The following is a 24,523-nucleotide window of genomic DNA, read 5'->3' on the forward strand; positions in this document are numbered from 1 at the left end:
GTATGAACTGTCGAGTAAGTAAAGAGAAAATCTATAAAGGAGTTTCAAAATGTCTACACCTAAAAAAGAAGATCCACGTACAGTTCGTTCAAGAGAAATGTTTAAAAATGCTGTTTTTTCTCTCCTATGTGAGAATCCTAGTATTTCAAGCTTAACGGTTCAGAAAGTAGCAACAACGGCAGGATTAAATCGAACAACCTTTTACTTACATTATCAAGATATTCAAGATTTACTAGACCAAATCACGAATGAGATTTTAAATGAGCTTTCTGATAAAATTGTTGATTTGATACATGCAAAAGATTTATCAGAAAAACAAAAGCTAACACAATTGCTTGATTATTTATATATCCACCGAAATTATTTATTTATATTATTTAAAATGAATCAATTTGAGGAGCAACTATTTTTATTTTTAAAAGAGTTAATAGAAACGAGAAGAGAGAATACGAAAAAGGATCTGCCTGATGATTATGTTGCGGTTGATATTAAAACAGCTTCATTGGTAGGTATTATCATGTGGTGGATAAGGAATGGACTTCACTTTAGTTCAGATTATATTGCAAATCAAATTTATTTTATGTATAAAGGATAATAAATTTAAACAATTTATTCGTATTAAAAAACGATTAGAATAACCTAGTATAATTTAAAGTATCGGGATTAATAAAAATTTATAAAACAAAAGATCCAGAGATAGAAGGGGGATATTCATGAATTTTAAAAATGAAAAAGTAGCATTACATTTAGAGGTTGTGAAATACCAATATAAAGATGCAAAAGACGAGTGTGATAGAAATTGGCTAACGGTAAAAGCGAAACTATTAGAAGAAAGTAAAGTTTTTGAAACGATGGATCCTTTTTTACAAACTTCCGACTTACAGTACATGATAAAATGGTTTCAAGCATTACCAAACCCTACATATAACGAACTAGCTTTCATGGAACCAAATTTAGAGTTTGAATTTATGGGAGAAAAAGAAGGGGAGTTTCACCTTGTTATTCGCTTATCACAGGAACTTAATCCTTCATGGTGTAAGGAAGAGGAGTACGAATTTTCTATCGGTATTACTCAAGATGATAGAGAGAATATTATTCGTTCTATTGAAGAGCAACAAAGGAAATTCCCAAAACGATAATAAAAAGACTTGATAACCTACTAGAGGAAATCAAGTCTTTTTCATTAAATACGATTATCATGCCAGAAGTTTAATGGGAAGTGTTCGTTCTCATGATAGCTTTCTAATTCATATCCTCTTTCTTTCAGCCCTTTAATAATTCCAGGTACTGCTTTAACGGATTGTGGATGAATATCGTGCATAAGAATAACTTCTGTTGGATTTGTAGCACCAGCTAGAACGTTTTCTACGATTTTAGCAGATGCAGCGTCAACTGGCATTTTGTTGTATTTCCAGTCTAATGAATCAATTGTCCAATCCCATACTTTTAAACCATTCTCAACAACTTTATTGCGAAGAGCTTCATTTAATCCTGGCATTGAGCCGTAAGATGGACGAGTTAATACTGGTGATTTGCCTAGAACTCCAGCGATTAAGCCTTGGTCTTCCTTCATTTCATCAACGTAGTGACCTTCTGTATACAGTTTCTTGTAGTTATGAGTCATACTGTGCATCCCAACATAGTGGCCTTCAGCATCTTCACGTTTTACAAGATCAGGGAAAGCTTTCACGTTTGAACCAATTAGGAAGAATGTTGCTTTTGCATTTTCGCTCTTTAACATATCTAAAAGCTCAGCTGTGTATTTTCCAGGACCGTCGTCAAATGTTAAGTAAGCGACTTTTCTAACTTGCCCATTATAGTGCTTTGGAGCTTCTTTCGGAGCAAGGGATGTTTGAATTTCACTTACAAGTTGAACAGATTTAGCGTCATCCTCTGTACTTGCTAGAGCGATATGTGTTGATCCGTAAGCAGCTTCGTATGTAAATAATACCCCAGCGCAAATCAACAGAGCCCTTTTCACTAAAGTTGTCATCCGAATTCCATTGTGCATAATTTTCCTACTCTCTATAAAAGTTCTACTCTACTATATTAGCAATTTTAGAGGGGGAAATGCAAAAAAACTTTTTTACAAGCGCAAAAAAGTTTGTCCAAAAGTATGCAAGATTTTATAATAATTGCGTTTTGAATAAATGGGATAAAAAAATGGATAATCTTAATCTTTAATAGGAAACACTACAAGGGATATTAATTTTAGGAGGGGCTTTAATTGAAGTATAAAAAAATACTTTCTATATGTATGACAAGCATATTTACATTAGGACTGCTATTTGGGTGTAATACAGCTAAAAAGGATGAACAGGAACCAGATCCAACGGAGGAACCTTCTGAGCAAAGACAACAAGATAAGAATAAACAGCAAGATCCTTCTAAAGAAAAAAATAATGAGTTAAATAAAAAGGATGAACAGGAGCCAGATCCAACTGAAGAACCTTCCGAAGAAAGAAAAGAGAAAAAAGAAAATGAGTAATTGCGGATTAGTAAAATTTACAGCATAAAAATGAAAAATAGAAGTAAGTAACTTTAAATTATAAAAGCCCTTTTCTCTTCATTTAAGGAAAGTGGCTTTTATACGTTTTAAACATTCCTTTAGAAAGGCCATTCTTATTAATAGATTTTATTGTATTCATCGGTCCAACGATATAGATTGGGCCAACTTATACTGCATTGCTTAGGAAGGGAAATGGTTAGGGGCTAAAATAGATGAAAAGATTTTTTGAGGCCAATTTTAAAATTTCACATACCGTATTTAAAAAATAAATATAGGAAAACCAAAAAGTAATGTAGAATATATCGTACATGCATATGTGAAGTCAACAAAATATATAAAAGAGGTGGACCTATGTTACTTGAAGAAGTAATGCAGCAACTAGAAGAATATGGAACAGAACAAAACCGTAAAACCTTTAAAAATCATGGGGCGAAAGAGCCGTTATTTGGAGTTAGTTTTGCAAATTTAAAATTGTTAAAAAAGAAGATAAAAAAAGATCATGATTTAGCAATCTCATTATGGGAAACGAAAAATATGGATGCAATGACTTTAGCGACGATGGTTTTAGATCCGAAGAAACTAACGTCAGAACAACTAAATAGATGGGTTCAGGATGTTGAGTATTATTGTTTAATGGACGTTCTTATGACGGCTATATGTACGTCGCCAATCGCGATAGAAAGAATGGAAGAATGGACGAAGTCTGATGATGAATGGATTGGAAGAGCTGGTTGGTCATTATTAGCAAATATCGCAATGAAAAATAAAACGTTAGACGATGACTTTTTCTTACCGTATTTAGAAGAGATTAAAGTTCATATACATAATGAAAAAAATCGTAAAAGAGAAGCGATGAATAGAGCTTTAATTGCGATAGGAGTTCGAAATGAAGCTTTAGAGCAACAAGCAATTGAAATCTCACGTGAAATTGGAAAAGTAGAAGTTGATCACGGTGAAACGTCATGCAAAACACCAGATGCAGAATCCTATATTAAAAAGACGCGAGAAAGAGCTGAAAAGAAGAAAGTAAAATAAGAGAAGGAGAAAGGCTATGAAACCAATTGAAGCAGCACGAAGTATTATTACATCACAATTTTCGAATTGTGATGTTGCTTTACTAGGGGGAAGTGTTGCTAGGGGAGAGGCTACGAAAACATCTGACCTTGATATTGTAATATTTGACCAAAGTTTGTCATCTTGTTATAGAGAATCTTTCTATAGTAATGGTTGGCCTGTTGAAGTATTCGTACATAATTTTGAAACGTATAAAACCTTTTTCAAAAGTGATTGTGATCGCGGGAGACCTTCGTTACCACAATTAGTTTCAGAGGGTATTGTATTAAAAGGGGAAAATGAAATTGTTGAGAAATTAAAAAGAGAAGCAAATGATTTACTAAATAAAGGACCAGCTAAATGGACTGAAGAAATGATGAAGCAGAAGCGGTATTTTATTACGGATACTTTGGATGATTTTATTGGTGCATCAAAAAGAGAAGAAGAATTGTTCATCGCCAATTTATTAGCTGATTTAGTACATGAATATGTTTTAAGGGCAAATGGTCAGTGGCTTGGAAATTCAAAATGGTTTATTAGAGTGTTAAGAAGGTATGACGAGCAATATGCAGAACATTTTGTAGCGGCTTTTGACCATTTTTATAAAACAGAGGAGAAAAATGAATTAATTAGTTTTATAGAAAATACGTTAGAGCAGTATGGAGGAAGAGTTTTTGAAGGGTTTTCTATCGGGAAATAAAAAGGGGATAGCAAAATGAATGTACCATTCGTTCAATTAAGAGAATTGACACAAGACGATGTAGAAGATCGATATCAATGGTCATTAGATACAGAAGTAACAAAACATTTAGTTGTACCAGATCAATATCCACCGTTCACTCGTGACGATACGAGAAGGTGGATTGAAGCATGCATAAGTCGAGAGAATGGTTATGAACAACGAGCTATCGTTACAAAGGAAGGTATACACATTGGATGGGTAGACCTAAAAAACTTTGATAATACAAATAAAAATGCTGAACTAGGGATTGCAATTGGAAATAAAGAATATTGGGGTAAAGGGTATGGAATGGCAGCTCTATACAGTATGTTACAAATCGGCTTTTCTGAATTCAAATTAGAAAAAGTTTGGCTACGAGTAGATGAAGATAATTTACAGGCTAGAAAGAGTTATGAAAAAGCTGGATTTGTTTGTGAAGGAATAATGAGAAATGATCGATTACGTCAAGGTAAGTTCATTCATCGCCATCGTTATAGTATGTTAAAAGAAGAATATCAATCTTTATTCAATAGTCTATAAAAATATTATGTAAACTTAAAGGGGATGAGGAAAATGATTCGATTACTTACGAAAGAAGATGCGGAGCAATATTGGAACTTACGTTTACAAGCCTTACAAGTAAATCCAGAGGCATTTGTAACAACTTATGAAGAGGCGATTCGCCAGGAAAATCCTATTAAGCGAGTGGAAAGTAATCTAACAGCTACTACTAGTTGTACATTCGGTGCTTTTAATGAGAAAAATCAATTAATTGGAGTTGTCACTTTACTAACAGAAGAGAAAGAGGCGTATAAGCATAAAGGTCATATCGTTGCGATGTATGTAGATGCACAAAATAGACGTAACGGACTGGCACGTGAGTTAATTGCAAATGCAACTCAAAGAGCGAGAGAAATAGAACTAGAGCAATTGAACTTAGGTGTTGTATCCACAAACGAACCAGCAAAAAAATTATACGGATCAATGGGCTTTAAAACTTATGGAATTGAAAAAAGAGCTTTAAAGATGAATGGTGTATATAGTGATGACGAATATATGGTGTTGTTTCTTTAAAGATTACATGTATAACGAAAATTAAGAATTTTAATTATATTCATTACGTTATATAGTAGAAGAAAAATTATATAAGGGGTTTTACGATGAAAGCTATTGCAATAGGGATATTGGCATCGTTTTTCTTTGCCTTTACCTTTGTGTTAAACCGGTCGATGGACTTAGAAGGTGGAAGTTGGATTTGGAGTGCATCATTACGGTATTACTTTATGGTTCCAATGCTATTACTTATTGTCATGTATAGAGGGAACTTAAAACAACTCTTTCAATATATGAAAAATAATCCAAAAGAATGGTTGTTATGGAGTATCGTTGGATTTGGTCTCTTTTATGCACCGCTTAGTTTCGCGGGTGCGTTTGGACCGGGGTGGCTCGTTGCTTCAACTTGGCAAATTACGATAGTCGCAGGGATTTTATTAACACCATTTTTCGCGGTAGACCCATTACATAAAAAACTTCCGATAAAGGAATTAGTAATGTCAGGTATTATTTTATTCGGTGTTGTTCTCATGCAAGTAGAACACGCTTCTTCTTTAGGGATTCGTGAAACTGTTTTATGTGTAGTTCCTGTACTCATTGCAGCGTTTGCGTATCCACTTGGAAATAGAAAAATGATGCAAGTATGTAAGGGCGAATTAGATGTCTTCCAACGAGTTCTCGGTATGACATTAGCAAGTTTACCATTTTGGTTTTTACTTTCTGGTTATGAAGTATCTACAAGCGGATTACCGTCAAGTAACCAAGTTTTTCAATGTTTTATCGTTGCGATTAGTTCAGGTTTAATTGCAACAGTATTATTCTTCTATGCGACAGATCTTGTAAAAGATAATCCGCAAAAATTAGCAACAGTCGAAGCGACACAGTCAGGCGAAGTTTTATTCGCGCTAGTAGGAGAGCTCATTTGGCTATCGGCTCCAATTCCGTCTTCTTTATCTTGGATTGGAATGAGCCTTGTAATTGTCGGAATGATACTTCATAGTTATGTAGCTGTAGTCGTGAAAAAAGAAGAAAAAATAACGGCGTAGCGTAAAAAGGGGCTGTCCCAAAATTTAATCTTTTTGTTAAGATAGCGATAGTAAATGAAATTATATCGACTTAACGACAAAATGTGACAAAACCTATTACTAAAAAAAGCCGTCCCAGAATACTTTTGGACGGCTTCTTTTTTATTTTTACATATCTTATGAAAACACTATTATGTTCTTAATTATTTTTCAAACTACTAGTAATTTGATTTTCCATATCAGGTAATGTAGTTTCTAAGGAAGTATCATTTAATAAATTTGCTTCGCCTGAATTATATTTATTAGTAGAATGAGAAGCAGGTTTGTTTAGTTTGTGATCAGACTTTTCAGTATACCGTTTTACTTTATTATTCTTATCAATTGTAAATTTACCTTGATAAGAATTTAAAGAAATGAACAATTTTTCTTTAAGTTTAAAAAAATCCTCCATATCTTCTTTGGCAAATAGAAGAACATTTTCATTCTTTTTAGAAGTTGGAGCACCATCTAGTAAAACTTCAATCGGTTCGTTTAATTCATTTTTTTGTATTTTAATTTTTTCTGGATCATACTCTTGTAATTTACCTTTTGTTGTGACACCACCAATTTCAATAAATTGAATTATATCACCGGGGTTAACTGCATTGTTAAAGCTTTTTGAAACTTGAATTTTTGAACGCGTAAATGTATTTGTATTAAAATCAAAATACTGAGATTCAATAATTGTCCCCTCTACTATAATATCAGCATTTAAAGCTAATTCTTTTACATCATTATATGTTTTTTCAAAGTCGGCCTTATGAATTACTTGTGTAATATCGTTTGTTTTGAAAACAGATTTTTTTGATGATACTTTTAGCAAAGATACGGGAGAGCTTTGCTTCATTTCTACTTCTTGTGAATCACTATAAATATAAAATGCAACACTTGAAGTTAATATGATACATATAAGTCCACTCGCAATAAATTTCTTTTTCATATACTTCACTCCATTCCTAATATAGAATACTAATTAATACAATGAGTTAATTCCGTAAAGTGAACCTGTATCTGGTGTATTTACAGTTCTACCTGAGCCAAGCTGACACATAATAGAGTCACCTTCATAATTGTTATGAGCAAGGCCAAATGCATGTCCCATTTCATGAGCAATGGTTCCTGACTTATGATAAGTATTTAGAGAATCGAATGATGATGAATTGAGTTGAATTTTTGTCCAAGAATAGTTAGAAGACGGATCAATTTGACTACCACTTCTATAAAATTTTGTTTCACCAAGAATACCACTTGAACGTGGATAATAATTGCCTTTGTAAATATCTATTAAACTAGAAGGCTTGTTTGAAGTATTTCTAAAAGAAATAGGCGTCGATACAATTTTACCTGTGTGAACCCAAGCGCTCATAGAACTATTAATTCTAGAGGATTCTCCAGAAGCTGAACTATCAATCCAATAATATTGTGTGGACTTCCCCCAATCTCCTACACCACCCGTTAACTTTCCTCCGAATGTGTCATAATGATTTGCTGCAAATGTCGAAGAAGGAATGGTAATAGATATGACAGAAACAAAAGCTAGAGACAACCCGACAATTTTTTTCATAAAAATACCTCCTTAAAGTAGTAAGATAAGTCGAAGTAATCTTATCATCATTCTTATAAAATTAGAATATGAAAATAAATAAATTTACATACGACGTATGAAATTTCACAAAGGATTAAACATTAAGATAAATTTAATTTGCAAGGAAAAAGGAACTGTTGGCAGAGAAAGAATTGGAACAGCTATTTTTATGATTTGTTTGAAAATGATTATGTTAAAAATTAAGAAAAATATGATAATATATGTATGTATTAGTTTAAAGCAAAATGGGGGAACAATCGTGAAAATGAATGACATAGTGGCGAATACACAATTTCCAAATACAATCGAAACAATTACAAATGATTTAAAAGCATTAGGGATAGAAAAAGGAATGACAGTTATTGTTCATTCTTCATTAAGTTCGATTGGTTGGATATCAGGCGGTGCAGTTGCCGTAGTAGAAGCGTTAATGAAAGTTGTTACAGAAGAAGGAACGATAATTATGCCAACTCAATCTTCAGATTTATCCGACCCAAAACATTGGTCAAGACCACCTGTACCAGAAGACTGGTGGCAAATTATTCGGGATAACGTCCCAGCATTTGACCCACGTATAACACCAACAAGGGCAATGGGAGAAGTAGTTGAATGTTTTCGTACATATCCGAATGTATTGCGCAGTAATCATCCACTCAGTAGTTTTGCAGCATGGGGGAAACACGCAGAAGAAATTACAGCGAATCATTCACTTTCTATAAGTTTTGGTGAAGAATCGCCATTACGAAAAATATACGATTTAGATGGATACATATTATTACTTGGTGTCGGTTATGATTCCAATACGTCCATACATTTATCTGAGGTACGTACAGGTGCACGCGAGTTAATAAAGGTAGGAGCGCCTATTATAGAAGAAGGTGTAAGAGTATGGAAAGAATTCGTTGAAATGGATTACGATTCTGACACGTTTGTAGAAATCGGAGTTGAATATGAGCGTAAAGGAACAGTTACGCGTGGGAAGATAGGGAATGCGACGTGCCGTTTTATGAGGCAACGTGATGCAGTTGACTTTGGAACAGAGTGGTTTCGTGCGAAAAATCAGTAAGGGATGGTTATTATGCAGGGGAAAAAAGTATTAATTACGAGCGGCGGTTGCCTAGAAAAATGGGATCAAGTACGTGGACATACAAATTTAGCAAAAGGTACGATTGGAAGAATCATTGCAGAAGAGCTAATGACAAAAGGAGCAAATGTAATATATTTGCATGGCTACTTTGCTGAGAAGCCAATGGATGTAAATAACCAATTAGAATTGCACCCATTTGAGGGGATTATTGATTTACAAGATAAGATGAAAAGTATTATTACACATGAAAAAGTAGATGCAGTTATTATGGCTGCTGCTGGCTCAGATTGGGTTGTCGAAAAGATTTGTGACCAAGATGGAACTGTTCTTAATATGAACGGAAAGATTTCAAGTGATATCGCACCAATTATTCATTTTCAAAAAGCGCCAAAAGTATTAAAACAAATAAAGAGTTGGGATCCAGAAACGATACTCGTTGGTTTTAAACTGGAAAGTGACGTAAATGAAGCAGAACTTATTGAAAGAGCAAGCAAAAGGATGGAAGATGCAAAAGCGAGTATAATGGTAGCGAACTCACCGCATTCTTTATATTCTCGCGGCGCCGTGCATCACGTCATTGGACAAGATGGTAATGTGAAGTTATGTAATGGGAAAGATGAAACTGCAAAAGAAATTGTCAATATGTTAGAGCATTTATGCAATCGTACTACTGCGATGGAAATTTAAGCTTTTAGAAAGAGCTGTAGTCGCATAGTATATAATGGAGTTAATATTAAATTAGTGGGGGAACGTATCCCTCACTAATTATTAAATTGAATAGGCCATTAGCTGCTCGTAAATGTGTAATACATGATATATGCATAATGAACATTTTGTGAGGAGCGGATTGTATGGAACATTTATTAAAGCAAGCTATTAAACTTAGAAATGAAAAGAAATATGCGCAGTCTAGAGAGATACTTATAGGATTAACAAACTTTACGCGGGATGCAGAAGTGCTATATCAATGCGCTTGGATACATGATGTAATGGGTCTTGAAACGGAGGCGGTTCCGTATTATGAACAGGCGATTGCGAACGGACTTGATGGTGAATCACTTCGCGGTGCGTATATCGGTCTTGGCAGTACGTATCGTTGTATAGGGGAATATGATAAAGCGATTACTGTATTAGAAGCAGGGATAAAGAAGTTCCCAGAAAATGACGTGATGAAAGTGTTTTTATCATTAGCGAAATATAACGTAAACGAACATGAATCCGCGATGAAATTACTACTTGAAACGGTCGTAAAAGTAGAGGAAGTAAAAGAATTTGAACGCGCTATTTCATTTTATAAAGACCATTTAAATGAGGTTTTTGAATAGAGGAGAGAAGGAATGAATCCATCAATTTCACGAAGGAGAAAAGGCATTTGGGTTGGACTCGTATCTTTAATTATGTTATCAAACTATTTATTGTATACCCTTCCAATAGTGCCAGCTGCCCCGAAAGAAGTAGTCCTCGGCTCATTATTAGATTTTATGTTTGTAATTCCAGTCATCACATATTTCTTTATTATACGGAAAAGATATTCGTTAACGTATATCTTTCCTGTAGTTATAGCTGGATACGTGTTCGCAAGGTTTATAATTCCTAGTGATTATTTACAAGCTTTTTCATTTGTTTCGTATGTAATAGTTGCTGGAGAAATTGCGTTCGTATGTTTTGAACTGTTTCTTATATATAAAATTATAAGAGTACTTCCTAAAATAATAAAACGATATAAAGAATATAGAAGTGAGTATTCTTCATTTTCTTATGCGATTGATGCAGCATTTGATGCTAATATGAAGAGAAGTAAGACAGTAAATATCATTCTAACAGAGTGTAAATTACTCTATTATGCTTTTTTATCGTGGCGTGAAAAAGTATTAGAAAGTGAATCCACATACTCATATCATAAAAAAACCGGTGCAATAGGTGTTTATATCATGATTATTCATGCAACATTAATTGAAAGTATCGGTTTTCATTATTTACTTCATCAATGGAATCCAGTAATAGCTTGGATTTTACTCATCTTAAACATATATGCGATGTTTTATTTTTTAGCAGAAATACAAGCGATGCGTAAAAATCCAATTATCGTTACGGAAGAAAAAGTGATCATTCAAATTGGATTAGGAAAGAAAATCGTTATACCATTTACACAAATTGATAACATTGCGTTTTATAAAGGCGAATCTTTAACGAAAGAAGAAGAGAAAGCGGTTCTTGATGCAACTGTTATGGAATTTATAAAGGAACCTGCAACTTTTGAAATAACGTTAAAAGAGCCAATTAAAGCGCAGTTGTTATATGGATTTTCTAAAACAGTAAGTTGTGTTCACTTAAATGTAGACGATGAACGGAAATTTTATGATGCGGTTATGGAGAAGTTGAAATAGGAGTAAAAATAGTGAAAAATAAAAAACTCGCAACTTAATAGCTTGCGGGTTTTCGTCGTAAACAATTAAAAAATATGATAAAATTAAAAGGTAACTTATGGTACGGTTGGTTGTTCAATTATCACTTCTCCGAATAGGAGGGGGGTGATAATAAGTGAGTGAAATTGCGTTGTTACTGCAAGGTGGACTGTTTCTCATTGCATTGTTAACGTTTATTGTCGTCTTAATTGACAAGCTCAAAAAATAACAACCCACCTATGCCTATAGAATGTGGGTTGTTGTGTTTGTACGAAACAAATAGGATAAATGAACAATCCAATCTGCTAAGTTACGTGGACTAGTGTGTAGCCGCACACTAGTCTTTTTTATTTATATACAGTTGTTAATTGATTTATGTGATTGTATTGTTCTTTTCACACTCATTATAACACAGTGTCTTTTCATGAAGAAAGGAGACCGTATGTTCTTATGTGGATTAAATAGAACGTGTAGTTTCTTTAAATAGCCCATCCATATACTGTTTTAAACTTTCCACAAAAAATCCTTTTTTGTCTACATTATTTACGCCGACAATTGGTGATGGAAGATTGTATCTTTTTTCTGATAAATGAACAACAACATCAAAAATATCAAATAGGCGAACGAAGCAGAACAGACCGTCTTTATCACTAAGTAAAATAAAGTAATGGTTTTCACTCGTTGTATTTAATGTATTCCATAAAGAACTTTTTCTTAAGTCACGAACGATACTCTTTTCCTTTAATTCCATGAAATCGGCATTTAATAGAATGGTAGAAATATCAATCGCATCTGGATCGTCAAAGTAGCCATCAATTGTTTGTACAGCAAAAGTATAAGCCATTTTTAATACACTCATCTTATATTTACGGTTATCTAAAAGCAATTCACGTTGAATAGAACTAGCTACTTTTGTTACGCGTTCTTCTTTCCAAATTTCATTATGTAATGAAATATCGTGCTTTTTACATAGTTTCATAATTAATGCATTGGAATAAAGTATCTCATCACTTACTTCGACAACATCCGTTTCAGCGGCCGCCAGCTCCTCACCATGTTCATTCGTATAGAGAGGGGAGTCGATTTGTTTTTTCATTTGCTCAATCTTATATTGACTTAATTTATGTCTAATTAAAGGACGGTCAATATTTGTTGTCATATGTTCATGACAGGAATCACAAATTGAGTTTGTGAAATAATATCCACATAATATCTCTGGAATGACATATTGTTCACTAAGTTCTTTCGTATCTTTTCTGCAAATGATGCATTGTGTCATATTTATCACCTTTACCTGCAAATTTGTCTGTAATCTCATTGTAGTGTATTTAATGGGATTTTGGAATATTGTAAAGGAAAATATTATGTGAAATCTAAGTTTAATTTGGTACAATGAAGAGGAGTGCTAGTTTAAAGGAGGACGTTTTTTTGAAATCGAAAGTGCACTTTTGGACATTAGAAGTGCTGATGGTTGTAGGAATTATATTTATTTGCACAAAAATATCGTTTCTATTTCAACCGATTGGTATCTTCATATCAACATTATTTTTCCCAATTTTAATCGCGTTATTTTTATACTTCATATTTAACCCATTGTTAGTCTTTTTGGAGAATAAAAAAGTACCTAGAGGTTTAGCGATTTTACTACTGTATCTTTTTATCATCACATTAACTGGAGTTGCTATTGGAGTAGTTGTTCCAACCATCTCACAACAGCTAATGGATTTAGTGAAAAATATGCCGACTTATATCAAAGAGGGAAAAGTATACATACAAGATCTATCCCATCATAGGTTATTTGAATGGTTATCTACACAAAACTACGTTTCCATTGAAACAATTGAGAAAAATGCGATTGAATACTTAAAGGGTATACCAAACACAATTACGTCGAGTGCAACGGCTTTATTTGGTATTATCACGAACGTGGCGTTAGTTATCTTTACAGTACCGTTCATTTTATTTTATATGTTTAAAGATGGACATGCATTTCCAGGAAAAGCTGTTAGTGTATTACCAGAGTCTTACCGTGAAGAAGGACTTCGTATCATAAAGGAAACGAACGAAACATTATCTGCATATATTCAAGGTCAAGCGCTCGTTTGTTTATTTATAGGTGCCTTTACATTTACTGGTTATTTAATTATCGGTTTACCGTATGCTTTCGTTTTAGGAATTATCGCAGCATTTACAAATATAATTCCGAACTTAGGTCCATTTATCGGAGCAGCACCAGCTGTCATTATAGGTCTGTTCGTATCTCCGATGCAAGCTTTGTACGTAATTATTATAGTAACAATCGTACAACAGTTTGAAAGTAACATTATATCGCCACGTATTATGAGTTCAAAATTAAACATCCATCCGTTAACAATTATCATCCTTATTTTAGGGGTAGGTAATTTCGCGGGAATTATCGGAATGATTTTAGCAGTGCCTGCTTATGCGGTAACGAAAACAGTTGTTTCGAACTTAGTGAGACTGTTTAAGACGAAACGAAGTAAACGGAAATAGAATATGTTGAGAAAGATACACCGCAAAGTGGTGTATCTTTTATTTTTTTAGAGTGTATGAAATACTTATTATTATATATTTTTTACACATCAAATCAGGCGGAAATTTTTTGTTAAATAAACTATGTGGAATCCCTCTGAACTATCCAAATCATTTCTTTACACCGCGTCATTAACATTATAATCGACTCCTTTCATTTCTAATATAAGTTCAAACAATTATAGGTGAGTGTAGTACTTGCTTCTACGATCACGAATTTCATCTATAATCTTTTTATACTGTTTCTCTTGTTTTGCTTCATTTGCAGATATAGTTTCTTTTTGAATCGTAATGGTTAAAAAGAAAAGGTGAAACTTCATACATGAATTCCTCCTTTCGAATAGGAATTACAGGTGACTACAATAATGACTTTGTCGTTCTTTTACGTTGTACATAGCCTGCTCAATTTGTCGGTCATGAAGCATATCAGACTCAGACAGTTTGTTTTTTTGAATGGTAATCGTTAAAAATAATACTCTGAATTTCATTGGATATTACCCCTTTATAATTTATTTAGTAAAGACGATTGTAATAAGAGGACTGACGCTCTTTTACTCCGTCCATAATATTTTTAATTTGTTGTTCACGAGAAATTTCATCTTTTGAGAGTTTGCGTTTTTGAATGGTAATCGTTAAAAAGAAAGCTTTGAATTTCATTAGGATATTACCCATTTATAATTTATTTAGTAAAGACGATTGTAATAAGAGGACTGGCGCTCTTTTACTCCGTCCATAATATTTTTAATTTGTTGTTCACGAGAAATTTCATCTTTTGAGAGTTTGCGTTTTTGAATGGTAATCGTTAAAAAGAAAGCTTTGAATTTCATTAGGATTTTTACCCCTTTATAATTTATTTAGTAAAGACGATTGTAATAAGAGGACTGGCGCTCTTTCACATCATCCATAATATTTTTAATTTGTTGTTCACGAGAAATTTCATCTTTTGAAAGTTTGCGTTTTTGAATGGTAATCGTTAAAAAGAAAGCTTTAAATTTCATTAGATTATTACCCCTTTAAAAAATATTTTTAATACATTTGTGTATAATACGAACTTTTAATGTCCGTTATTTTATCCATAGTTTGTTTTAATTGTTGTTTACGAAAGATTTCAGCTTCAGATAACGTTTTTTTCTGAAGTGCTGTCGTAAAAAAGAAAATATGAAAAGTCATAGACGAATTCCTCCTTTCGAAAAGGAATTACAGGTGATCACAATAAAGCACTTGGCGCTCCTTAACATCATTCATAGCTTTTGTAATTTGCTCATTATGAAGAATTTCAGCTTTGGAAAGTGTATTTCTTTGAATCGTAATACTTAAAAACAATACGCTAATAGTCATCGAATGTTGCTCCTTTCTTTAAAAAATAATGTATGAGACTAAAAAATCGCACAAAAAAGCCACAGGAAGATATCGTTCTCCTATGGCTGGGCGTGAAAAAGCCACAGGAAATTATACGACCTCCTGTGGCGAATTTATGAATTAAAAGAAATAAAGTACGATTTTAATTCTCCATTAGGGTGGTCGAACTTCTATTAAATTGTGAAAAAGATACAGGTGCAGCTAACGCTAATGATAAAGTATCAAATTGTAATTTCATCATTTCATTCGACCTCCTTTTAGAATATTTTTCTTACGTTAGTAAGTATATACAATTAATGGATAATTGTAAACATAAAAATTGAAAATTTTTAATTTTGATTAAAATGCGTATATTTTAAAGGGTTTTTAATGGATACATTGTATAGATTCGATAATAAATAGAACTTGGGGGTGTCTAATGAAGTATATGAATAGAATAGCAGGTGTTATGCTAACAATTTTTTTATTTGTTACTGCTTGTTCTAATGGGGAACAAATAAAAGAAATATCACATATTGAACCTGGGGCTTTTAAAAAATATACGGGGACATATGTTGGAAATAATTCCGATGTGCTTGCGATTGTTAAAAATTTACCTGGTGGTGAAACAGTTCAAAGTATAAGTTTGAAAAATGAGAAGATCGCGGTGAAATACGGTGAGAAAAAGAACGGTAACTTAACAGAAGATATCATTGAGACGTATTGGTTTGACGAAAAGGATACGATGAAAAAGAACTTTCTCTTTAATGCTATTTATCTTGCAATTTTAGTACCAAATGCGAAAGGGTATGAGTTTCAGGTTAAAAATCAAAGTTTTGCATTGAAAAGAGAAGAACTTTTACCCATAATTTATAAAGAATTTAATGATTTGCCAAAGGATGATCTTATATGGAATAAGGGAATCGTAATGAACTTCTTTTACGGTAATCAAGAAAAAATAGAAAAGCTAGTTAATAATAAAGATTTTCGAAAGCAATTTTTTGATGGACATCCTGTGCGGGACTCTAAGTGATATGGAGGAAGATGGGGTTATTTCACGATTGAAAATACGAACATTTTTTAAAGGGAGTCATTCATTATCGAATGACTCTTTTTTTGTTGAAAATTATGGAAAAAATTAAAACGATGTGCTATGGTTAATTACATAAGTAATGAACCTAGGAACCTAAGGTGGTGAAATCGTGAAACCTACTCTAGAACAAAATAAGTTAATATACATACAAATTGCAGAAACCATTGAATCTGATATTTTAAAAGACATATTGCTGGAAGAAGAACAAGTTCCATCGACAAATCAATTTGCGAAGATGTTACAAATTAATCCGGCTACAGCTGCAAAAGGAGTAAATCTACTAGTGGATGAGGGGATTTTATATAAAAAGAGAGGGATCGGGATGTTTGTTGCAAAGGGAGCAAAAGAAGTCGTACTAAAAAAAAGACAAAACACTTTTATGACCGAGTATTTACCTAAAGTGTGGGAAGAAGCAAAAGTACTAGAAATATCAAAAGACGAATTGATGGACATGATACAAAAAATTACGAAGGAGGGGAAAGAGTAATGTTTGCACTTGAAACGAAAGATTTAACGAAAAAATATAAAAAGACACTAGCTGTAAATGAAGTAACAATTTCATTGGAAGAACATAAAATATATGGTTTGCTTGGAAGAAACGGAGCGGGGAAAACAACATTATTAAACCTTCTTGCTGGACAAATTATTTCAAGTAGTGGAAGTGTATCTATATTTGGCGAAAATATTTTTGAAAATAGTAAAGCGATGCGAAATATTTGTTTCGTAAAGGTGAAAGAAAACATTAATTTAAGTAGTAAGGTAAAAGATGTTTTTTATTTGTGTAACATGTTTTATGAAAATTGGGATCAAGAATATGCTGAGGAACTTATTAAAAAATTTCAATTGAATGCAAAAGAAAAATATTATGATTTATCCCATGGTATGCAAACAATTGTTGGTATTATTAAAGGTTTAGCTAGTAGAGCACCAATTACTATTTTTGATGAGCCGACTACCGGTTTAGATGCAGCACATCGAGAGTTGTTTTACGAATTACTATTGGAAGATTATAGTGAATATCCACGAACAATCATCTTATCAACACATTTAGTTGAGGAAGTGTCCCATGTTATAGAAAATGTAATCATATTAAAAGAAGGATCATTAGCTGTTCAATCCTCTGTGGAAGATTTTTTAGAAAAAGGACACATAATATCAGGACATAAAGATAAAGTGACAAATTTTTTAATGGGGAAAAATGTTGTAAAACAAGAGTTGTATGGGAATAAAGAGATTTCTGCGATATGGGAAGATCTTTCTGCTAGAGATTATGAGCTGTTAGAAACTGAAGGGTTAGAAATAGACAGAGTAACACTGCAAAAACTATTTATTTATCTAACAGATAATGAGGTGAAATGAAAATGCTTTTAAAACAATTAAAGTTACATATGAAATTTCATTATAAGGCTGTTCTTATCTTTTGGTGTGTGGCATTACTTATAAAATGGACAACAACTGCAACTGATATAAAGGGACTAAAGGTAGCATTTTTACATGATATCTTCAATAATTCATCTATTGCAATTGCAATATTTATTGTGGCAAGTGTTTTTCTTGTTCAAGATGACATATTTCGTACAGTTGTCTCATTTGGCGTTACTAGATTACAATTCTTTATTGGTTCAGTATGTTTTATCATATTACAATCAGTAATTTTTTCATTTCTTCAGGTTTTACTTTTACAAGGTACATTTTATGAAACGAAACATATAAATTTAGGAGCACATACAATCGAACAATTCTTTGCACAGTTCGTGTTCTATCTTTTATTAGCTAGCTTATTTCAATTAACAACTATTTTTCAGAAAAGATTTAATTGGATAGGCTTTGCTTTTAGTGTGATTTTTTTCTTGGGGTTGACGAGTACAATTTATGGTAAGGTAGGTTTGAAAGAATTGGTATTTATTGATAGTAAATCGTTACTTGATATACCTAATTTTATATCAATTTCGATAGTGCTTATTTTAATATACTTTATAATTAGCGCTCTATTTATTCGTAAAGTTTCTTTTGAGGATACGATTTAAGCACAATTACTTTAAGAGAGAAGGAAGACTGTATGGGAGATACTTCTTCACTAATAACCGTCTTTTTATGCGTAGCACTACTGATTTTTTGGCGACGATATCGTTCTATGTATAAGCCGATAAAGGGAAAGGGAAAACGTATTTTGTGGCCATTACTATTTTTAACACCAGGTATTATATTGTTTTTTGGTCCAGTACACCCAGCTATATTACAAGTGACTATAGCAGTATTCATTGGGGGTCTTTTCGCCGTACCACTTATATTTCTAACAAATTATGAGCGAAGAGAAGATGGGAACATTTATACGAAAAAAAGTGCAGCCTTTTTAATTACCTTTATTGGAATTGTTATTTTAAGATATGGTTCAAGACAATATATTGTTGATTTAGATCAACAAACAATTGGTTTATTATTTTACGTCGTTGCAGTATCGTATATTATTCCGTGGAGAATTGCTTGTTATATAAAATTTAGGAAAGTTTGGCGAGAAAATAATAACCATGCTATATGCAAGCAAAAAAATTGTTGAGGTTCACGCTACCATACAATGTGATAAATATAAAAAAATTGAGGGGAAGTAGGTGATATAAAAGTGCGTACAATTCTACTGTTTTTACATAACATGTCCATTGATAAAATAGAGAACATTAGACAAAAACACGATCCTTTATTTGGATTAATTCCACCGCATATAACAATTATATTTCCATTTGAGAGCAATATTTCAAATGATGAATTAAAATCCCATATTTTAAATTTGTCAAAAGGGGTAGGGGAAATTGAAATTAAGTTTGCTAGGCGGATAAGCAGCGAGGGAGAGTATTTATTTTTGGAAGTGGAAAGAGGGAAAGAAAAAATAGAAGAATGGCACGATAGATTGTATACAGGTCCTTTACTACAATTTTTTAGAACGGATATTCCATACATACCACATGTAACAGTGGGGAGAAAATATAGCACAGAGTTAGCAGCTAAAGTAGTAAAGGATATTCCTAGTTTTCATGAGAAGTTAAATTGTGTAATTGATAGAATTAGTGTGGAACGTATTGGAGAGAATGGAGAATCCATTATTGAATTTGAAGTACCATTGCAAAAAAGCTGACAAAAGTCAGCTTTTTTATTTCGTACCATGAAGTAAAGCACCAATCGCACCACTATAACCGCCGTCTTGTAAAAAGACTGGTATTTTATTTTGATATTCTGTATAGCTACTTATAATACTTTGAAGATGTGCGTTATTACATAGAGTAGAACCGATGTAAATGATATGGTCAATATTTTTCGCTTCGGCGAATTGAAGGCTTAATGCTGTGACGACTTCACCGACAAGTCCTTGCACAGTAGCAAGTATATCTGAACTATTATAATTTGAATCTGTAATGGTCGCTTTTCCGAAATTGCTAGCAGTTAAGTTGTTATCAATAGGGGAGAGAATCCCGCCATAAATATCTCCAACTGTAATGTCTAGACTGTTTCTTGAACCAATTTTCGTAAGCGGAATCACATCTTCAAAATGATCTATATTTGTTAATAGTTTTGAAAGACCCATAATAGTACCACCGCCAACTCCAGTTCCACCAGCGCGAACATATTGCTTGTCGTGAACGTAGTGAATGGAAGTACCTGTACCGATATTTGTTAATACAAAGTTGTTTATAGCACGTTTCTCTTCTTTTAGTATGTATCGTACTCCTGCTAAAGTAGCTTCAAACTCGTTTAACTCTACTATTTTATATGAACCTGAAAGTAGTTGTTCTAACTGTTTAGCTTTACCACCTGTAATACATAATTGTGTAATTGAATTATTATCATAAAGGCATTCTTTAATTCTTTCTTGTTCATATGAATAAAATTTTTCGAAACATAATTTTTTCTCTAGGTTAAAGTAAGCAATCTTTGTTAATGTTCCCCCAGCATCAATACCAACAACATTCCGCATTTTTCTACTCCTTACTATGTAATCTGTTTAATCAGCTTGATATATTAATAGCTTTTCAATGGTAACGATTGATTGACCGTTTACAGAGGCAATTCCTTTCCCAAGAATAAAACCTCGTCTGTTACGTGTTAATTCATAATGTAAGTCAAGTTTATCACCGGGATACGCATTTTCATGAAATTCCACCCCATCTAAAGAGGAGAGGAAACCAAGTTCTTCAGATTCACCTGTACTTACAAAAGCACTAAGTTGAGCAAGTGCTTCTACAATTAGTATATGAGGCATATAGTTTTGATTGTTATTAATAAACCACTCATTATTTGTGATCAGTTTGTAACCTGTAGCTGATTGAGATTCTTTAACGTTTGTAATTTTATCGATCATTAAAAATGGATAGCGATGGGGAAGAGTATCTTTAATATTCATATCGTACCTCCAGGAATAATAATACCCCTGCTAAAGTTAAGCAGGGGAGTTATTATTAATTTTCAACTAATTCCACTACTTTTTCAATAGAGAAAATACCGCTATTTTTAATGTTTTCAACTGCTTCTTGTAATACTACTTTATCTTGAACAAGTGCAATACGCACAAAGCCTTCGCCGTGAGGACCAAATGCATGGCCTGGTGTGACAACGACATTTGCACGATCCATAAGTGCATAAGCGAACTCTAGCGAAGTCCATCCTTTCGGAATTTCAGCCCAAACGAACATACTTCCAGCGGGTTTATCGACATTCCAACCGAATTTGCGGAATCCGTCCACTAAAGTATCTCTACGTTCTTGGTAAATTCCACGGTTTTTCTCGCAAAATGCAGCGCCGTGTCGTAATGCAGCGGATGCAGCTTTTTGAATTGGTAAAAACACGCCGTAATCTGTATTAGACTTAAATTGCGTAAGCGCACCGACAATTTCTTTATTACCAATCATATAACCAATACGGCTACCAGCTAAACTATAACTTTTAGATAAAGAATTAATTTCAACGCCAACTTCTTTTGCACCAGGTACAGATAAGAAGCTAATTGGCTTTTGACCATCAAAATAAAATTCAGCATAAGCAAAATCATGGACAACGATAATATTATGCTTTTTCGCGAATGCAATTACCTCTTTAAAGAAATCTTCATGAGCCATTGCTGGAACTGGATTCCCTGGGAAGTTCAAAATCATCATCTTCGCTTTATCGGCAATTTCTTCAGGGATAACTTCTAAGTTAGGTAAGAAATCATTTTCTTTCTTTAATGGCATGTAGTAAGATGTTGCACCGGCCATTTGAATTCCTGTTTCATAAGCAGTATATCCTGGATCAGGAACTAGTATTATATCTCCCGGATTTGCAAAAACCATAGGTAAATGAACGAGTCCGTCTTGTGAACCCATTAATAATAAAACTTCTTTTTCAGCATTTAATATAACATTATGAGTGTTGTTGTAATATTCAGTTACAGCTTCGTGAAATTCTTGAATACCAGATAACGTATATCCGTAACTTTCTTTTGCACTTGCTGTATGTACCATTTCTTCTCTTACAAAATCAGCAGGAGGCATATCAGGATTCCCGATACTTAAATCGATCATTTTATGACCTGCTGCAATTTTCTCTTTTTTATAGGCCCCTAATTCACTAAATATAGAAGATTGGAATGCTTTCATTCTAGTTGCTAAAGTGTAAGTCATCAAAACCCCTCCTAAAAACAGTGTTTTCTTTCTGTATTTTTAATTATTCTGAAAACACATGTTTACATTTTATCATTTTTTTATGAAAATTAAAACGATTGACAAATTTAGAGGGAGGATAATCAGGAGAAATATAAAAATAACGCAGAAAATATTTTCTACGTTATAAATGAAGATTAATTATTTGTTTTTTTATATGTACATGTTTTTTCAGTTGTAAAAAAGTATACATTTAATTTATTATCGACAACTTTTAAAGATTGATCCGATGTAAACGAGTTACCATAATCAATACGATACACGTTAGAATTTTTAACAAATGATCCTTTAAATAAATCCTCTTTTTTATTTGTCGTTTGCATTTCCACTAAATTGTGAACAATCTTTTCTTTCTTTTCTTCTTTTACAACTGTTTCAAATTTATAATACACAGGGCATTCACCTTTTTTATTATCAATGATTTCCCAAGAGCCGTATATATCATTATTGCTACATCCACTAAGTAGAACGATTAATATAGGGAAAATAAGTAGAAGCTTTTTCATTGTGTACTCCTTTCTTCTTATTTTTTATAAACGTGCGAATACAATAAGAATATTGTAATGAATAAAGTTTAAATTTTTATAAAGAATTAATAAATTTCACATAAAAATTTGGAGAAGGGTGGGATTTCAAAATAAAAAGGCATGAATCTAGTGTAATGCCAGATTCATGCCTAGTGCTCTATCTTATGTTATGTTTTTTGAGGATAAATGAAGCGGAAAGAAGAATGACAATTCCATTTACAATATATACATTTACAATAACAAAGGCTAGGTTAGCTGCTCCAAAACCACCTTTATCGAATATAGAAGCAAATGCTGTAATAGTCAAAAAGATAATGGGAGTTAACAGTAAAAATAAGAAACCTGCAACAATCCTTCTTTTAAAGTTATTTTGAGATAGGGAAATGGCTAAAAAATTAAGGACGCCAAACATAATGAATGAAAAAAGAAGGGTAATTAATAATTGCATATCAACAGACATTTCCACAGCTCCTTTTTGAAAAATCTATTGTTTATTGTATTCGAAAACAGTAGGCGATACACCTTTAAATATTTGGACTATACAAAGGATATAAAGTTTAATCTTAGAAATTGAAAAAGAATGGATCAAGTAAAATACTGGATCCATTCTTAAGAAGTATTAGTTGAACTTTATAAATTAGTAGATTGCGACGTTTGTTTTTCAAATTGTTTCTGCTTAGATAGGGAAATAAATATAATCAACAATGAAATGACTCCGAAAATTAGAACCATATACTGTAATCCAATCGTATCTAAGAAGAAGCCTGTGCCGAGTAAGACAATTTGGAACATAACTCTTTCAAACATATTACGGAATGAGAAGAGACGTCCGTGATAGCTTTTTTCGACTTTCGTTTGGAAAATTGTCGACATAATAGGGAAGAAGCAGCCAACACTAAATCCAAACAAACCAAATGAGGCAAGTGCCATCCATTTAATATCGCTAAAGAACAACGAAAGGTGTGCAAAAGCGGTACAAAATGCGAAGAAGTATAGTAACTTTTCAGGTTTGAAATGATCAGATAAACGTTTAATAACGAATGCACCTAACATAAACGCTACACCTTCAATTGTATATATGAATCCTTTAATTGTTGGGTCATGTTGTATTTCGCTAATGTTAATAACCATTAAATTGAATCCAGCTATAAATAAAAGAGGGATAATACTTAATATAAGTGCTTTAAAAGCAATAGGGATTCCTTTTAAAATACGAAATACTTCCATAAAACTATTATCTTTAGCGGATTGTTTACTTAATGTAGCTGATTTTTTATCTTCAAATTGTAGGAAGAAAGTTGAGAGGAATAATAAAGCGTATGCTGCCATTGAGAAGGCATACATATACTGTAAACTCATTACAACTAAAAGAATTCCACCTAGCGAAGTACCTGCAATACGAGCGATTGTACCAACATTCATATGTACACCGTTCAACTGTAATAGTTCATGTTCACGAACGATGAGTGGAATTACAGATTGTAATGCAGGGAAATAAAATGCTGCTGAAATTTGAAGTGCAATCATAAATGCAATCATGAAAGCGATACTTTCATATTGAATAGCGAAAAACATGAAAATAACACTAATAACACGACCAAATCCAGCGTAAAGAAGAACTTTCTTTTTTTCATACTGGTCAATGACACGACCAGCCATTGGACCAACTAGAACACCAGCTAACAGTCCGATAAATAATATAACGGATTTCATAAAATCAGAAGGGACGTATTTTTGCATAAATTCAAGGTTACCAAGAATACCAAGCCATAACCCAAGACCAGCAATAAACTCCCCAATTAATACGATCCAAACATTTTTATTACGCCACATAATTTAAACCTCTCA

At 32.9% G+C, this 24,523-nt stretch carries 37 protein-coding genes; 20 read left to right on the plus strand and 17 right to left on the minus strand.

The annotated features are described in order from the left end of the window. The first annotated feature begins 49 nt into the window (after window positions 1–49). Both ACE38F_RS13975 and ACE38F_RS13980 read left to right on the plus strand, forming a co-directional pair. A complete protein-coding gene (locus ACE38F_RS13975) occupies window positions 50–595 on the plus strand; it encodes a TetR/AcrR family transcriptional regulator (protein WP_375368867.1) in 546 nt (181 codons plus the stop codon). Window positions 596–713: 118 nt separating this feature from the next. After that, a complete protein-coding gene (locus tag ACE38F_RS13980) occupies window positions 714–1,139 on the plus strand; it encodes a WapI family immunity protein (RefSeq protein WP_375368868.1) in 426 nt (141 codons plus the stop codon). 44 nt (window positions 1,140–1,183) lie between these two features. Here ACE38F_RS13980 and ACE38F_RS13985 read toward each other — a convergent pair whose 3' ends face one another. Then, complete coding sequence (locus ACE38F_RS13985; protein WP_340824376.1) at window positions 1,184–2,011, minus strand: peptidoglycan-N-acetylglucosamine deacetylase; 828 nt, start codon at window positions 2,009–2,011, stop codon at window positions 1,184–1,186. A gap of 216 nt (window positions 2,012–2,227) precedes the next feature. Here ACE38F_RS13985 and ACE38F_RS13990 point away from each other — a divergent pair, with 216 nt between their 5' ends. The 6 genes from ACE38F_RS13990 to ACE38F_RS14015 all read left to right on the plus strand — a co-directional run bounded on the left by ACE38F_RS13990 (window position 2,228) and on the right by ACE38F_RS14015 (window position 6,382). Continuing rightward, window positions 2,228–2,488: a hypothetical protein gene (locus ACE38F_RS13990; protein ID WP_375368869.1), complete on the plus strand. Its 261-nt coding sequence runs from the start codon at window positions 2,228–2,230 to the stop codon at window positions 2,486–2,488. Window positions 2,489–2,860: 372 nt separating this feature from the next. After that, the gene (locus ACE38F_RS13995; protein WP_375368870.1) at window positions 2,861–3,544 is read left to right on the plus strand and encodes a DNA alkylation repair protein; all 684 of its coding nucleotides are present in this window, start codon (window positions 2,861–2,863) and stop codon (window positions 3,542–3,544) included. Window positions 3,545–3,560: 16 nt separating this feature from the next. Beyond that, window positions 3,561–4,262, plus strand: a complete 702-nt coding sequence (locus tag ACE38F_RS14000; RefSeq protein WP_375368871.1) for a nucleotidyltransferase domain-containing protein — start codon at window positions 3,561–3,563, stop codon at window positions 4,260–4,262. Window positions 4,263–4,277: 15 nt separating this feature from the next. Beyond that, window positions 4,278–4,823 carry a GNAT family N-acetyltransferase gene (locus ACE38F_RS14005; RefSeq protein ID WP_375368872.1) on the plus strand — a complete coding sequence of 182 codons (546 nt, stop codon included), beginning with the start codon at window positions 4,278–4,280 and terminating at the stop codon, window positions 4,821–4,823. A 33-nt stretch (window positions 4,824–4,856) separates the two neighbouring features. Beyond that, on the plus strand, window positions 4,857–5,357 hold the full coding sequence (locus ACE38F_RS14010) for a GNAT family N-acetyltransferase (protein ID WP_215553398.1): 501 nt from the start codon (window positions 4,857–4,859) through the stop codon (window positions 5,355–5,357). Window positions 5,358–5,443: 86 nt separating this feature from the next. Beyond that, window positions 5,444–6,382, plus strand: coding sequence for a DMT family transporter (locus ACE38F_RS14015; protein WP_341306497.1), 939 nt, complete (start codon window positions 5,444–5,446; stop codon window positions 6,380–6,382). A 178-nt stretch (window positions 6,383–6,560) separates the two neighbouring features. Here ACE38F_RS14015 and ACE38F_RS14020 read toward each other — a convergent pair whose 3' ends face one another. Then, window positions 6,561–7,340: a hypothetical protein gene (locus ACE38F_RS14020; RefSeq protein WP_375368873.1), complete on the minus strand. Its 780-nt coding sequence runs from the start codon at window positions 7,338–7,340 to the stop codon at window positions 6,561–6,563. A 33-nt stretch (window positions 7,341–7,373) separates the two neighbouring features. Then, on the minus strand, window positions 7,374–7,964 hold the full coding sequence (locus ACE38F_RS14025; protein ID WP_215553395.1) for a M57 family metalloprotease: 591 nt from the start codon (window positions 7,962–7,964) through the stop codon (window positions 7,374–7,376). A gap of 286 nt (window positions 7,965–8,250) precedes the next feature. Between ACE38F_RS14025 and ACE38F_RS14030 the strand changes: the two genes are divergently transcribed. The 5 genes from ACE38F_RS14030 (at window position 8,251) to ACE38F_RS14050 (ending at window position 11,706) form a co-directional block, all read left to right on the plus strand. After that, window positions 8,251–9,051, plus strand: a complete 801-nt coding sequence (locus ACE38F_RS14030; protein WP_341307947.1) for an AAC(3) family N-acetyltransferase — start codon at window positions 8,251–8,253, stop codon at window positions 9,049–9,051. A gap of 12 nt (window positions 9,052–9,063) precedes the next feature. Then, complete coding sequence (locus ACE38F_RS14035) at window positions 9,064–9,759, plus strand: phosphopantothenoylcysteine decarboxylase domain-containing protein (protein WP_375368874.1); 696 nt, start codon at window positions 9,064–9,066, stop codon at window positions 9,757–9,759. Window positions 9,760–9,923: 164 nt separating this feature from the next. Beyond that, window positions 9,924–10,397 carry a tetratricopeptide repeat protein gene (locus ACE38F_RS14040; RefSeq protein WP_375368875.1) on the plus strand — a complete coding sequence of 158 codons (474 nt, stop codon included), beginning with the start codon at window positions 9,924–9,926 and terminating at the stop codon, window positions 10,395–10,397. Between the two features lie 12 nt (window positions 10,398–10,409). After that, window positions 10,410–11,459: a hypothetical protein gene (locus ACE38F_RS14045; RefSeq protein WP_375368876.1), complete on the plus strand. Its 1,050-nt coding sequence runs from the start codon at window positions 10,410–10,412 to the stop codon at window positions 11,457–11,459. Window positions 11,460–11,613: 154 nt separating this feature from the next. Then, complete coding sequence (locus ACE38F_RS14050; RefSeq protein ID WP_001289318.1) at window positions 11,614–11,706, plus strand: putative holin-like toxin; 93 nt, start codon at window positions 11,614–11,616, stop codon at window positions 11,704–11,706. Between the two features lie 228 nt (window positions 11,707–11,934). Here the strand turns inward: ACE38F_RS14050 and ACE38F_RS14055 are convergent, their stop codons facing one another. Then, complete coding sequence (locus ACE38F_RS14055) at window positions 11,935–12,756, minus strand: HNH endonuclease (RefSeq protein WP_375368877.1); 822 nt, start codon at window positions 12,754–12,756, stop codon at window positions 11,935–11,937. 149 nt (window positions 12,757–12,905) lie between these two features. Between ACE38F_RS14055 and ACE38F_RS14060 the strand changes: the two genes are divergently transcribed. After that, the gene (locus ACE38F_RS14060; RefSeq protein WP_105585013.1) at window positions 12,906–13,991 is read left to right on the plus strand and encodes an AI-2E family transporter; all 1,086 of its coding nucleotides are present in this window, start codon (window positions 12,906–12,908) and stop codon (window positions 13,989–13,991) included. Between the two features lie 218 nt (window positions 13,992–14,209). Here ACE38F_RS14060 and ACE38F_RS14065 read toward each other — a convergent pair whose 3' ends face one another. From ACE38F_RS14065 to ACE38F_RS14095, 7 genes are read right to left on the minus strand one after another with little or no spacing between them, the layout of a single operon-like run. Then, window positions 14,210–14,350 carry a YrzI family small protein gene (locus tag ACE38F_RS14065; protein ID WP_002142199.1) on the minus strand — a complete coding sequence of 47 codons (141 nt, stop codon included), beginning with the start codon at window positions 14,348–14,350 and terminating at the stop codon, window positions 14,210–14,212. 27 nt (window positions 14,351–14,377) lie between these two features. Next, window positions 14,378–14,518 carry a YrzI family small protein gene (locus tag ACE38F_RS14070; protein WP_000672237.1) on the minus strand — a complete coding sequence of 47 codons (141 nt, stop codon included), beginning with the start codon at window positions 14,516–14,518 and terminating at the stop codon, window positions 14,378–14,380. A gap of 25 nt (window positions 14,519–14,543) precedes the next feature. Next, on the minus strand, window positions 14,544–14,687 hold the full coding sequence (locus ACE38F_RS14075; RefSeq protein WP_016100548.1) for a YrzI family small protein: 144 nt from the start codon (window positions 14,685–14,687) through the stop codon (window positions 14,544–14,546). Between the two features lie 26 nt (window positions 14,688–14,713). Continuing rightward, window positions 14,714–14,857, minus strand: coding sequence for a YrzI family small protein (locus ACE38F_RS14080; protein WP_016100548.1), 144 nt, complete (start codon window positions 14,855–14,857; stop codon window positions 14,714–14,716). A 27-nt stretch (window positions 14,858–14,884) separates the two neighbouring features. Then, window positions 14,885–15,028, minus strand: a complete 144-nt coding sequence (locus tag ACE38F_RS14085) for a YrzI family small protein (protein ID WP_002013394.1) — start codon at window positions 15,026–15,028, stop codon at window positions 14,885–14,887. A gap of 28 nt (window positions 15,029–15,056) precedes the next feature. After that, window positions 15,057–15,200, minus strand: coding sequence for a YrzI family small protein (locus tag ACE38F_RS14090; protein ID WP_000142704.1), 144 nt, complete (start codon window positions 15,198–15,200; stop codon window positions 15,057–15,059). A 27-nt stretch (window positions 15,201–15,227) separates the two neighbouring features. Next, window positions 15,228–15,368 (minus strand): YrzI family small protein, encoded by a 141-nt coding sequence (locus ACE38F_RS14095; RefSeq protein ID WP_000156202.1) that lies wholly within the window; start codon window positions 15,366–15,368, stop codon window positions 15,228–15,230. A 439-nt stretch (window positions 15,369–15,807) separates the two neighbouring features. On the opposite strand from ACE38F_RS14095, the gene ACE38F_RS14100 reads away from it, so the two are divergent. From ACE38F_RS14100 to ACE38F_RS14125, 6 genes are all read left to right on the plus strand, one after another. Then, window positions 15,808–16,401 (plus strand): DUF4825 domain-containing protein, encoded by a 594-nt coding sequence (locus ACE38F_RS14100; protein ID WP_375368878.1) that lies wholly within the window; start codon window positions 15,808–15,810, stop codon window positions 16,399–16,401. 169 nt (window positions 16,402–16,570) lie between these two features. Beyond that, on the plus strand, window positions 16,571–16,948 hold the full coding sequence (locus ACE38F_RS14105; protein ID WP_215553388.1) for a GntR family transcriptional regulator: 378 nt from the start codon (window positions 16,571–16,573) through the stop codon (window positions 16,946–16,948). Next, on the plus strand, window positions 16,948–17,820 hold the full coding sequence (locus ACE38F_RS14110; protein ID WP_375368879.1) for an ATP-binding cassette domain-containing protein: 873 nt from the start codon (window positions 16,948–16,950) through the stop codon (window positions 17,818–17,820). The genes ACE38F_RS14105 and ACE38F_RS14110 overlap by 1 nt, the downstream gene beginning before the upstream one ends. Continuing rightward, a complete protein-coding gene (locus tag ACE38F_RS14115; RefSeq protein ID WP_186320950.1) occupies window positions 17,817–18,488 on the plus strand; it encodes a DUF4052 family protein in 672 nt (223 codons plus the stop codon). The genes ACE38F_RS14110 and ACE38F_RS14115 overlap by 4 nt, the downstream gene beginning before the upstream one ends. Before the next feature lie 32 nt (window positions 18,489–18,520). Next, window positions 18,521–19,018 carry a CcdC family protein gene (locus tag ACE38F_RS14120; RefSeq protein ID WP_375368880.1) on the plus strand — a complete coding sequence of 166 codons (498 nt, stop codon included), beginning with the start codon at window positions 18,521–18,523 and terminating at the stop codon, window positions 19,016–19,018. 63 nt (window positions 19,019–19,081) lie between these two features. Further along, window positions 19,082–19,591 carry a 2'-5' RNA ligase family protein gene (locus ACE38F_RS14125; RefSeq protein WP_375368881.1) on the plus strand — a complete coding sequence of 170 codons (510 nt, stop codon included), beginning with the start codon at window positions 19,082–19,084 and terminating at the stop codon, window positions 19,589–19,591. Between the two features lie 15 nt (window positions 19,592–19,606). Here ACE38F_RS14125 and coaW read toward each other — a convergent pair whose 3' ends face one another. The 6 genes from coaW to ACE38F_RS14155 form a co-directional block, all read right to left on the minus strand. Beyond that, a complete protein-coding gene (gene coaW, locus ACE38F_RS14130) occupies window positions 19,607–20,428 on the minus strand; it encodes a type II pantothenate kinase (protein WP_375368882.1) in 822 nt (273 codons plus the stop codon). 27 nt (window positions 20,429–20,455) lie between these two features. Next, entirely contained in the window at window positions 20,456–20,854 is a 399-nt protein-coding gene (locus ACE38F_RS14135; protein WP_375368883.1) for a 3-hydroxyacyl-ACP dehydratase FabZ family protein, read from the minus strand. Between the two features lie 55 nt (window positions 20,855–20,909). Further along, a complete protein-coding gene (locus tag ACE38F_RS14140) occupies window positions 20,910–22,109 on the minus strand; it encodes an LL-diaminopimelate aminotransferase (protein WP_375368884.1) in 1,200 nt (399 codons plus the stop codon). Window positions 22,110–22,285: 176 nt separating this feature from the next. Further along, on the minus strand, window positions 22,286–22,654 hold the full coding sequence (locus tag ACE38F_RS14145; RefSeq protein WP_085311662.1) for a hypothetical protein: 369 nt from the start codon (window positions 22,652–22,654) through the stop codon (window positions 22,286–22,288). A 178-nt stretch (window positions 22,655–22,832) separates the two neighbouring features. Then, window positions 22,833–23,135, minus strand: coding sequence for a hypothetical protein (locus tag ACE38F_RS14150; protein ID WP_375368885.1), 303 nt, complete (start codon window positions 23,133–23,135; stop codon window positions 22,833–22,835). A gap of 170 nt (window positions 23,136–23,305) precedes the next feature. Beyond that, window positions 23,306–24,508: an MFS transporter gene (locus ACE38F_RS14155; RefSeq protein ID WP_375368886.1), complete on the minus strand. Its 1,203-nt coding sequence runs from the start codon at window positions 24,506–24,508 to the stop codon at window positions 23,306–23,308. Between the last annotated feature and the right edge of the window lie 15 nt (window positions 24,509–24,523).

This window comes from Bacillus altaicus, assembly GCF_042136375.2.
GTDB classification, from domain to species: Bacteria; Bacillota; Bacilli; order Bacillales; family Bacillaceae_G; genus Bacillus_A; species Bacillus_A cereus_U.